This is a genomic window from Sphingobium sp., assembly GCF_032153725.1.
Taxonomy (GTDB): domain Bacteria; phylum Pseudomonadota; class Alphaproteobacteria; order Sphingomonadales; family Sphingomonadaceae; genus Sphingobium.
The window spans coordinates 67,463-78,825 of record NZ_JALDYQ010000012.1 but is presented as its reverse complement, the minus strand read 5'-3'; the positions used below and the strand labels follow the sequence as shown (position 1 = coordinate 78,825).

The window sequence follows — 11,363 nt, the reverse complement described above, 5'->3', positions numbered from 1 at the left end:
CTAACCGACGCCTTGTTCGCGGAAGAGGGGGGTGAGGCAGGCGGCCGGGATGGCGCGGCGCAGATTGTCGAGGAGGTGCCCGATCCCGACGTCCATCTTGCCAAGGAAATGGCTGCCCGCATCCTGTTCGGGGAGGGAAATGACGAGCATGATGCAGCCCGCCGGGCCGCCGATCGTGACCAGCCCGAGCCCGCCAGGGAGTCCCCTCGTCATGCGGCGGACCGGGCGCTTGCAGACCGTGCCGATCCGGCATCGGCTCAGCCTGCCGATCGCGGAGGGAAAGGGAGCAGCCAGCCGTCCCCGCGCACGCCGGTGGAGGATCAGTCGCTGTTCGAGATGCGGCAGGATTTTTCAGGCGGCAAGGATCTGGGCGACAGCGCGGATTGGGGGATCTGATCCATGCTGTCGATCGCCTCTGTCCGCTCGGCATCGGGCGCCGCCAGCTATTTTGCGCAGGACAATTATTACACCGTCGAGGGCTCGTCCGAACTCAGCCTCTGGGCAGGGGAAGGCGCCCGTGATCTGGGTCTGACGGGTGAGGTCGGCAAGGAGGGCTTCGAGGCGATCCTCAAGGGGGAATTGCCCTCGGGCGAACAGGTCGGCCAGGTCGAGAACCGGCGCGCCGGCTATGACCTCACCTTCTCCATGCCCAAGTCCGCCTCGGTCATGGCCTATGTCGCGGGCGACCGCCGCATTCTCGCCGCCAATATGTCCGCGGTGAAGGCGACCATGGCCTGGGTCGAGAAGAATTTGGCGGAAGGCCGCAAGGACCAGGAGGGGCGCAAGGTTCCGATCCCGACCGGCAATCTCGTCTTTGCCCTGTTCGAACATGATACCAGCCGTGCGTTTGATCCGCAGGGACATATCCACGCCGTCATCGCGAACCTCACCAAAATGCTCGACGGCAAATGGAAGGCGCTCCATGCCGACAGGATCTGGAGCAACAACAGCGTGATCGGCGCGATCTACCATGCCTATCTGCGTGGCGAGATCGAGAAGCTCGGCTACGGCGTTGACCTGAAGGGAAAGCACGGCACCTTCGAGATCGCCGGCGTCCCGCAACCCGTGATCGACGCGTTCAGCCAGCGGCGGCAGGACATATTGGAGAAGGCCACGGAACTGGGCCTCAAATCGCCCGAGGCGCTGCGCGAAATTACCACGCGCACCCGTGATCCCAAGCTCAATGTCGAGGATCGCGCGGCCCTGCTTCAGGGCTGGAAGGACAAGGCGCAAGGCCTGGGCTTTAATGGCCTGGAATTGCGGGAGGCAGCACAGCTCCGGGCTTCGGGCAATGAAGCGGCCGGCCGTCTGGAAACCGGCTATCGCGCCATTCGCGATGCGGTTGGCGCAGCATGGCATGCGGTGGGCGCATTGCTGTCCCACGATGACCCGCTTGTCGATCGCCGCATCGCCCGCATCGTACAAAGTCCGGCGGCGGGCCGCGCCCAGCTGGCGGTCGCCTCGGCGGTGCGGATTCACGGCGAGCGCGAAGCCGCGTTTGAGCAGCATAAGCTTGCCAAGACCGCGCTCGACCTCGGGCTGAAGGGGGTGACCATCGAGCATGTCGAACGGCGGATCGGGCAGCTCGTCGACAAGGGCCTGTTGCTCCGCGGCGTGGAGCGCGCCGCCCCCATGCTGACCACGCGGGAGGCGCTCGCCACCGAGGAGAAGATCCTGGGCCTGGTGGAAGAGGGCAAGGGGCAGGCACTGCCCATGCTCGACCCTGCAGGGGCGCCGCAGCGCCTGCAGCAGGCGAGCAGTCATCCGCTCAACCCTGGTCAGCTGGGCTCGGCCACGCTGATCGTCAGTTCGGCCGATCGGACGATCTCGATCCAGGGCGTCGCGGGCGCCGGCAAATCGACAATGCTCTCGGCTGTCGCGCGGGTGGCGGACGGCGAGGGCCGCAAGATTCTCGGCCTCGCCTTTCAGAACAAGATGGTCGCCGACATGAAGGAAGGCGCGGGCATCGAGGCACAGACGATCGCCTCCTTTGTCCTTGCGCATGAACGCTTCGTGGCACAGCGCGAGGGCCCCGCCTATGCGGCGGCCCGCGACCGGTTGGAGGGCGCCATGCTGGTGGTGGACGAGACCTCGATGGTGTCGTCCCGCGACATGCTGAGCCTGCAACAGATTGTCGCGGCGCTGGGGATCGAGCAGCTGGTCCTGGTTGGTGATCGCCAGCAACTGTCCTCGATCGATGCCGGCAAGGCCTTCGCCATGATCCAGGCGGGCGGCGGCACCATGGCGCGCATGGACCAGAATATCCGCCAGCGCACCGATGAACTGCGCGCGGTCGCGGCGCTGGCCAATATCGGCAAGGCCAGCCAGGCCATGAAAGTGCTCGGCGACAAAGTGGTCGAAAGCGCTGCACCGGCGGAGGACGCCGCCGATCGCTGGCTTGGCTTATCGCCACAGGAGCGCGCCGCGACGGCGGTGTTCGCCTCGGGACGAGAAACTCGGCAGGCGATCAACGAGCGCATTCAGGCGGGCCTGTCGGCCGAGGGCACCCTCAAGGGCGCAGGTATCCAGCTCACCATCTTCGAGCGCGTCAACACGACCCGCGAGGAACTGCGCTATGCCGCCAATTACCGTGCCGGCCAGGTGCTGGAAGTCGGGCGGGGCGGGGCCCGCGATGTTGGCCTCAAGGCCGGACGCTATGATGTCCTCAAGGTGCATGCGAACGGCAGGGTCGATCTTGCCGATGGCCGTCGCAAGATCCGGTTCGATCCCGCCCGCCTGTCCCCCACCGAGCAGCGCGATCGGTTGCAGCTCTCCGAAAAAAAGGGTGTGCATCTCCGAGAAGGCGACACGATCCGCTGGACGGCGACTGACAAGCCCCGCGACCTGTTGAACGCAGCCATTGCGCGCATAACCCAAGTGGACGCCACTGGCGTCACCGTCAATCTCGGGCAGGACAAACAGCTGACCCTGGCGGTGGGCGATCCGATGCTCTCGCGCCTTGACCTTGCCTACAGCCTCAACATGCACATGGCCCAGGGGATCACGACCGACAAGGCGATCACGGTCATGGCGAGCCATGAGCGCAACCTCTCGAACCAGCGCCTGTTCAATGTCGGCGTTACGCGCGTGCGCGACGAACTCACCATGATCGTCGACGACAAGGAGAAGCTGGCGCGCCAGCTCGATCATAATCCGGGGAACAAGACCTCCGCGCTGGAGACCCTGGGGCGCCTTGCGATTGACGGGCCGCGGTCAAGCGGACCTGCCCGGTTCGACCCCGGTCCTGTTGAGGGTGTGACCGCCGGCGCAGCGTCCCATCCCGCAGACATCCCCGCCGATCTCCCGCCGCTGCCGGATAATAGCGGCAAGCCTGCCGATCCCAAGGCTCGGCCGGGTCAGCCAGCGCAAAGTCCGGACCGCGCCGACATCCTGCCGCCGCTACCCGAGCGCAGCCTGGGTCTCGATCTGTGACCCTCATTTTTCACCAAGGAGCATCGTCATGAAATATGCATTTCCCACACTCGCTGCCCTGTACCTCGCCACGTCCCCGCTCGCAGCGCAGAAGCTCGGCAAGGGCGGCACTGGTGTCGATGAGAGTGCCAGCCTGCCGCAATGCGCGCAGCCTCTGGGCACGGTGGCGCTCGTGGAAGACAAGGTCCCGACGCTCGATGATCAACTGCCGCCCGGCATGCGCGCCCTGGTTCAGATGGCGGAACGGCAAAATGGCGGGAGCACCGCCCGGGTGGATCCGCTGCCGCTGTTGAAGCTGCTGGCGGCGCGATCCCATTGCTTCCTGGTGGTCGAGCGCGGCGGGGCCTTCGACGCCCTGCAGCGCGAGCGTGCGCTGGCGGCCGGTGGGGCGGTGGAAAACGGCAAGGCCCTTGGTGGCGCCACATTGAAGGCGGCCGACTATCTCCTCTCCGCCCAGCTCCTTTATTCCGATGCCAATAGCCGGGGCGGCGGTGGCGCCGTGGGCGGAGCCTTTGGCTCGGCGGTCGGCCTCAAGATGAAGACATTGGAAAGTCAAGTCATGCTCTCCCTCGTCGAGGTGAAGACCGGCTTGCAACGCGCGGTCGCGACCGGATCCGCGCGCAAGCGTGACGTCACCATCGTCGGGGGTGGGCTGCTTCTCGAACTGGGCGTCGGAGCACTTGGGGGAGCCTACAGCTCGACCGATATCGGCAAGATCAGTTCGCTCGCGATGCTCGACGCTTTTCGCAAGCTTGCCGACGAGGCGCGCCTCCAGCTTCCGCCGACCGCAACCCCTCACGATCATTGAGAGTGGAGGGGGAGTGAGAGAGATGTTTTCGCGAGGACAAGGAGCAGAGCCAGGATGGATATGCAACATGAACTGTTTGAACCCGCAGCGTCTGTGCTCCCTTGCGCGAGCGAGGAGGACAGCAGTCCCTCACTGACCAGCCTCGCCGTGCCTTGCGGATGGCGCAATATCCGCAACGAACCATGCCAGCGCCTTGGCTGGCGGCCCATGCAGATCGATGGTGTGCCCCTGTTCGCCCATGGCCAGATGCTGCTCCAGTGCGAATGGCGTTGCTGGTCTCCGACAAGCGTTGATTGCGACATGGCGAGCGAAACCAACGATTTTGGTGGGTCAGCCGCTGACGGGTGGCCCCGTCGATCTCTCTAACCAGTTGATTTCCGGGCACGAGCATGGTTGAAACAAGAGAGAAACAAAGCTGTGGGTCGCTATGATGGAAGACGTCATCCACTGGGATATATTCGCGGCCGCTGGTCCGGTCCATTGCCATCCAATATTGGATGACCTCGACTTCACCATTCTGCAAAATGGTTGCGAAAAACATTACGGTATCCGGTTCGCAGAGTCCTTGGGTTTTGATTATGGCGTCAAGGGCATCATTGCCCGCCGGGATTTCACCTTCATCCGAAACCTGTCCAACGCCTATAAGGCATTCCTGACATTACACGCGTTGGGCTATTACCATTGTATTTGTCGCATGCGGGATCTGGGCGTCACGCGCTATGATTTTCTCTACCGCAATTTCGACCGTCGGACCTTCATGCTGTATCTGGATCCGGCCCGCAGGAGCCACTTGCTCAGCGCATATGCGCGAAGGAACAGATCGGAAGTGGCCGATCTGATCGGCGCGGAGCAGGATCGTCCGGAGACCATGCAGGAAACGCTGGAGCGCATCTGCATCCTTGAACATGGCGCGAACCAATATGCGCGCGCCATCGCTGACGCACTGGATGCCCCAGCTTTGCGGAGCGTGATCGACAGAGCCGAAGGACCGGCCCTGCGCTATGTCATGGATATTTGCCTGGAAGGGCGCAAAGCCGTGCTGAACAGCGAGATTGAGTTTGTGGAACGCTATCTCGCCGGCCCTGCTGACATATCCGTGCCTGGCGACCCAGACGGGATTTTTGATCGGGCCGGTTTCGAATTAGGCAAGGTCGACTGGGCTTTGGTCGATGCCATGATGCTGGAATGGCACTTCTTCTGACGACGACAAGCCAATAATGGCCATTGAGTGACCCATGTGTCACTTTACCCGCGTTGAAAAAGTGACACGCAGTTTTGATAGAAGAAGGACCGCTGAACCGTCGTTCGGCGGCCCCTCACGGCTTAGCCGTTGACCTGATCTTTGAGCGCCTTGCCAGGCGTGAAGGTCAGTTTCTTCGATGCGGCGATCTGGATGGTCGCGCCGGTCGAGGGATTGCGGCCTTCACGGGCTGGGCTGTCCTTCACCTTGAACTTCCCGAAGCCGTTCAGCGACACTTCCTGCCCCTTGGCAGCCGCATCAGCGATCGAACCGAAAACGGCGTCGACATATTTACGGGCATCGGCCTTGGTTAGGCCATGGTCGGCAGCCAGGGCTTCGGCGAGATCGGTGTTGTTCATTGGGCATTCTCCCGTTGGTGATGCGCAGGGCATAAGCTGGAACATGGCTGGCTGGAAGACGGAATTTGCCCGGAAACAGCCGGTCTGGCCGGGTAAAGTGACACATGGGTTTTATCTGGAGCCGGCGCAGAAAAGGGGATTCACAGCGACTCATCATCTGCTAGATTCCTGATATGTTCTATCAGGCTGACCTTTTTGAGCAACCCCTGCCTTCGGCGAAGAAGCCCACGCGGTCTGCGGCGGCGCCAGCGAGTGCAACGCAGCCGGAATTGGTTGATCGTATCGCTGCCGTCACGCGCCGGCCGCGATACGCGCTCCTCGTGCTGGAATTGATCGCTCGGGAAGCGGGACCCAATGGCAGCCTCGGACCGTATGTCAGGACCGAGACGGGTAGGGTGCCCGTGCGCGACTGGCTCTGTCAGGCATTGGCGCCGCTAGCGAAGCGTGATTGTCGGCGCATCGCTATGGTCGAGGCCGTGCGCGGTGAAGTTCTGGGCTTGGCGCAGGACGGCGCTGATCCGGCCGAGCTGGAGCGCGCATGCGAGGCGCAGATTCAGCAGCGCATCATTCGTTCCGGCCGGACCAGCGTCAGCCGCGCGGTGTCGGATCTGGTTAAGGCAGGCCTATTGCGCCGGCATTATCAGGGTTACCGCGTCGATCATGCCAATCGCGGCGCGCAGCGAGAAGCGGTTTACACGATCACCGCCGAGGTAAAGCGGACGCTTCGGCGCCATTAAAGAGGTCATCCATAGCCGCAGGTAGGGCGACATGAGCATCCAAGCCAATTCCGTAAGCGCCTGAAAAATGGGCAGATGTTCGGACCGGTTAGAAAATGTTTGATAATAGTAATTATGTTAAATATCTGGATTTGATTGAGCTTACTTGTCGATTCCCGAAGATCGCGAGACTCTGACTGAATCGGTACCAATTTCCCTATGACCGCTAGACAGAAATTACCCTTAATCGGTAGATTCTTCCCTTAGATCGTTGGACTTGTTCCGCCGCCAGCTCCTTATTCGAGAGGGGGATTCGCGCTGCTATATTACTACTGAATGCCAGCTTTCGGCCATAGCGAATGCAGTTCTCGCTGTGAGTTCTACGGAAGCGTTGAGCAACAATGAGATCGGATTGAAACCGGTCCTGCTTCAGTACAGGGCTGTGACCCCAGCATTGTGACGTGCCCGCAACTGCGGTGGCCTTCTGCACTCCTGTACAATCCATGCCTATGCTGCAGCCATTGGCGGAAGCGACATTCCCCAATCGATGGCGTCGCCATCAAACCCCTCCTCTGCCTACTCCTCGCAGAACTCAAGCCTGAATTGTCCGCGGAACTCGACCTGTTCCTCACCGAACCAAAACCCACAGCCTGATTTCCGCCACTGCCTGCGCGCCTTCAAGATCAGCGCTGTGTGATCACCGGCGCTGGCCGGTTGATGAAGGATTTGAGCGCAAAGCTGCTCTGAATGTGCGCGACGTGCGGGATTTGCGTCAACACTTCCAGCAAGTCTCGGTAATGATCCAGGTCCCGTACCACCGCGCGCAACAGATAGTCCGCACCGCCCGACATCAGGAATCCACTCATGATTTCCGGCAATTCTGCCGCACGCGCCTCAAAAGCCTCCAGCGCGGCCCGGACCTGCTTATCCAGCGTTACAGAAACGAAGACCGAGATCGCTCCAGCCAGCTTCTTTTCGTCCAGCCGGGCGAAATAGCCGGTGATATAGCCCTGCTCCTCCAGCGCATGCACGCGGCGCACGGTCGGCGTCAGGCTTAGGCCGATATGGTCGGCCAGATCGCTCCACGTCGTCCGGCCATCGTCGCTTAACCGCTGCAATATCTTCTGATCGTGCGAATCGAGCATAGATCGTCCCCGAAATGGCTTATGGCGAATTTGTAGTATATTTCACTATCAATCTCCATGATATTAGCGATATATTCTACAATCTGTTGCGTTCCGGCTCATCATTGGCAAGCACCCTTTTCCTCTTCCCGATAGACCAGGTCATCGAGGGAGAAGAGTGATGAAGCATGATCGGATCGTCAGCCTGGAGGCGATCTACAACGCAGAAACCGGCCCGGCCTTCATGACCGGGATACAGGCTCTCGTGCGTCTTCCCCTTATGCAGCGCCGCCTGGACCGGCACCGGGGGCTTAACACCGCAGGGCTGATTTCCGGCTATCGCGGCTCGCCGGTGGGAGCCTACGACCAGCAGCTCTGGAAAGCGCAGAAATATCTCGACGCTCATGACGTGGTCTTTCAGCCCGGCCTGAACGAAGACCTCGCCGCGACCGCCCTGTGGGGCGCGCAAATGCACAAGGCCTTCGGCCCATCCCGCGCCGACGGCGTGTTCGGCATCTGGTATGGCAAGGGCAATGGCGTCGATCGTACCGGGGACGCCTTCCGCAACGCCAATATGCTGGGCACATCGCCGCTGGGCGGGGTGCTGGCCATCGGCGGCGACGATCACAGCGCCCAATCCTCCATGTTCCCGCACCAGACCGACGGCATTTTCCAGTCGGTCCATATGCCCGTCCTCCAGCCCGCGAATGTCTCGGAAATTCTGACGCTGGGCATGGCAGGCATCGCTCTGTCACGCTTTTCCGGCGTCTGGGTCGCCATGAAGACCATCGCAGAAGTCGTGGAAAGCGCGGCGAGCTTCGACCTGCCCGCCCCCTTCCCCGTTTATGTCTCGCCCGCCCATCTGGTGCCCGCGCATGGCCTCAACTGGGATCCGTCGATCAACTGGCCCGCCGAACGTGCCGAATATGAAAGGCGCATGATCGAGGAGCGGATTCCCGCCGCTATTGGCTGGGCTGCCGCCAATCGCATCGACCGGCCGGTCTTTACCCCTTCCCGCACCCGCATAGCGATCGTCACGGTCGGCAAGGCGCATCAGGATTTGATGCAGGCGCTGGGCAACCTTGGTATCGGCGAGGATGAGGCGAACGCGCTGGGCCTGTCCATCTACAAGGTCGCGATGAGCTGGCCCCTTGCCACGGAACCGCTGCTCGCCTTCGCGGAGGGTGCGGAAGATATTTTCGTGGTGGAGGAAAAAGGCCCGACCGTTGAGGGGCAGATCAAGTCCGCGCTGTTCAACCGGGACGTGCCGCGCATCCGCGTCACCGGCAAGACCGATGTCGAAGGAAAACCGCTGTTGCCGATCGTCGGGGAATTCGACCCGCTGATGGTGGCGCGGGCGCTGGTGGCGCGTGTCCCTTACGAAGGCGTGATCGATCTGGCTGCTCGCCTGAACATGCTCGACAAGGCTGGCCAGCGGGGCGAAGTCATCCCCTTCCCTGCGCGCAAGCCCTTCTTCTGTTCGGGTTGTCCGCACAACAGTTCGACGAAGACGCCGGACGGGTCGATTTCCGGCGGCGGCATCGGTTGCCATGTCATGGCGCTGTCTCAACCAAAACTGAAGACGCCGACCTTCAGCCAGATGGGCGGCGAAGGCTTGCAATGGGTTGGCGCGGCGCCCTTTTCGCAGACGGAGCATATTTTCCAGAATCTGGGCGACGGCACCTATCAGCATAGCGGCCTGCTGGCGATCCGTGCGGCGGTGGCGGCGGGAACCAACGTCACCTACAAGATCCTCTATAATGATGCCGTCGCCATGACCGGCGGCCAGCCAGCCGAAGGCGCGCTGGCGCCGGAGCGGGTGCTGGCGCAATTGCTAGCCGAAGGCGTGGGCGCGATCCATCTGGTCAGCGACATGCCGGAAAACTGGCAGGCGGCCCGCCTGCCCACCGGCGTCACGCTGCACCATCGCGACGCCATGGACGCGCTGCAACGCGAACTGCGCACGGTGCCAGGCGTAACCGCCATCCTCTACGAACAGACCTGCGCGGCGGAGAAGCGCCGCCGCCGCAAGCGCAATGCCTTCCCCGATCCCGACCGCCGCGTGTTCATCAACGATCGTGTATGCGAAGGCTGCGGCGATTGTTCGGTCCAGTCCAACTGCATCTCGATCGAGCCGGTACAGACCCATTTCGGCGGTAAGCGCAGGATCAACCAGTCCGCCTGCAACAAGGATTTTTCCTGCATCAAGGGCTTCTGCCCCAGTTTCGTCGAGATCGAGGGCGCGAAACTGCGCAAACCTTCCCCCGACCGCATCCGCGCCATGGAGGGGGAGCGTTTCGCCAGCCTGCCGAAACCGACGGTCCCGGCGCTGGATGACGTCTACAATATCTATGTCGCGGGCATCGGCGGGCTGGGCGTGCTGACCACCGGCGCGCTGCTGGGCACCGCGGCGCATCTGTCGGGCCTGAACGCGACCGTGCTCGACTTCACCGGCCTTGCGCAGAAGAACGGCGCCGTCGTCAGCCAGGTCCGCATCGCACCGAAGGATAAAGACATCCACGCGGTACGGATCGGGGCGGGCGAAACCGACCTGTTGCTGGGCACCGACGCGCTGGTCGCCGCCAGTGCTGACTCCCTGCGGAAATTCGCCAAGGGCCGGGGGGCTATCGTCCTCAATGGAGACGAGACGCCGACCGCCGACATCGTCAGCGATCGCGATTTCGCGCTGCCTACACCGCGCATTGTCGAGACATTGCTGGCACGCGCGGGCGACAAGGGTTTCCTGCTGAGCGCCACTCGCATCGCTGAAGGGCTGTTCGGCAACAATGTCGCGGCCAACACGATGATCGTCGGCTATGCTTGGCAAAAGGGCCTGTTGCCGCTGACGGGCAGCGCCTTCGAAGCGGCGATCGATGCGAACGGCGCAGCGGTGGACCTCAACAAACGTGCCTTTGCCTGGGGGCGGCTCGCCGCCGTCGACTTGCCTGCCGTCGAACAGATTGCTGGCATCGCCAAAAGCGCGCTGATCGTTCCGGAAACGCTGACGGAGCTGATCGCGCGCCGGACAGCCGAGTTGAGCGCCTATCAGAATGATGGCTATGCGGCGCTCTATGCGGCGATGGTCGATCGGGCGCAACGCGCCGCGGCACCGCTGGGCGGCAAGGGCGATGAATTTGTGCGGGCGGTCGCAACGCAGGGCTACCGGTTGATGGCCTATAAGGATGAATATGAGGTCGCCCGCCTCTATGGCGCGCAGGCTTTCCGTGATGCGCTGGACACCCAGTTTTCGGATAGCGGCCGGATTGGCGTCTATCTGGCGCCGCCGCTGCTTTCCCGCATCGATCCGGCAACGGGGCGGCCAAAGAAGCGCAAGTTCGGTCCATGGATTTTCACGGCGTTCCGCCTGCTCGCCGGGCTGAAGGGACTGCGTGGCACATGGGCCGATCCCTTTGGTTACACGGTAGAGCGGCGGAACGAACGGCGGCTGGCCAGCGAGTATCGCGACCTTGTCGAGACGCTGTGCGCCGGACTGGACGAAACGGGCATCGACCGCTCCCTCGCGCTCGCGGATTTGCCGGACATGATCCGCGGATATGGGCCGGTCAAGGAAGCCGCCATGGCCGCCTATGAAATTCGGCAGGCAGAACTGCGGGCGGCACCTGAGATGCCAAGGGAAGAAAAGGCGGCCTGAAGAACAGGGCGGGCAGCTTGCCAATAAAGGAT

The 11,363-nt window shown here is 62.5% G+C and carries 7 protein-coding genes and 1 pseudogene; 6 read left to right on the top strand and 2 right to left on the bottom strand.

Features of this window, described 5'->3' with window-relative positions:
• The 4 genes and pseudogenes from RUH75_RS06325 to RUH75_RS06310 all read left to right on the top strand — a co-directional run.
• Positions 1-396, top strand: a pseudogene (locus tag RUH75_RS06325) (conjugal transfer protein TraD); the annotation flags it as partial.
• 3 nt (positions 397-399) lie between these two features.
• A complete protein-coding gene (gene mobF, locus RUH75_RS06320; protein WP_313803278.1) occupies positions 400-3,432 on the top strand; it encodes a MobF family relaxase in 3,033 nt (1,010 codons plus the stop codon).
• 28 nt (positions 3,433-3,460) lie between these two features.
• The gene (locus RUH75_RS06315; protein WP_313803276.1) at positions 3,461-4,240 is read left to right on the top strand and encodes a CsgG/HfaB family protein; all 780 of its coding nucleotides are present in this window, start codon (positions 3,461-3,463) and stop codon (positions 4,238-4,240) included.
• Between the two features lie 493 nt (positions 4,241-4,733).
• The gene (locus RUH75_RS06310; protein WP_313803274.1) at positions 4,734-5,441 is read left to right on the top strand and encodes a hypothetical protein; all 708 of its coding nucleotides are present in this window, start codon (positions 4,734-4,736) and stop codon (positions 5,439-5,441) included.
• 122 nt (positions 5,442-5,563) lie between these two features.
• On the opposite strand, the gene RUH75_RS06305 is transcribed toward RUH75_RS06310, so the two are convergent.
• Positions 5,564-5,839 (bottom strand): HU family DNA-binding protein, encoded by a 276-nt coding sequence (locus RUH75_RS06305; protein ID WP_313803272.1) that lies wholly within the window; start codon positions 5,837-5,839, stop codon positions 5,564-5,566.
• A gap of 173 nt (positions 5,840-6,012) precedes the next feature.
• Here RUH75_RS06305 and RUH75_RS06300 point away from each other — a divergent pair, with 173 nt between their 5' ends.
• Complete coding sequence (locus RUH75_RS06300; RefSeq protein ID WP_313803270.1) at positions 6,013-6,576, top strand: hypothetical protein; 564 nt, start codon at positions 6,013-6,015, stop codon at positions 6,574-6,576.
• Positions 6,577-7,238: 662 nt separating this feature from the next.
• Here RUH75_RS06300 and RUH75_RS06295 read toward each other — a convergent pair.
• Entirely contained in the window at positions 7,239-7,700 is a 462-nt protein-coding gene (locus RUH75_RS06295) for an Lrp/AsnC family transcriptional regulator (protein ID WP_313803268.1), read from the bottom strand.
• A 160-nt stretch (positions 7,701-7,860) separates the two neighbouring features.
• On the opposite strand from RUH75_RS06295, the gene RUH75_RS06290 reads away from it, so the two are divergent.
• Positions 7,861-11,331 (top strand): indolepyruvate ferredoxin oxidoreductase family protein, encoded by a 3,471-nt coding sequence (locus RUH75_RS06290; RefSeq protein ID WP_313803266.1) that lies wholly within the window; start codon positions 7,861-7,863, stop codon positions 11,329-11,331.
• Positions 11,332-11,363 lie beyond the last annotated feature (32 nt).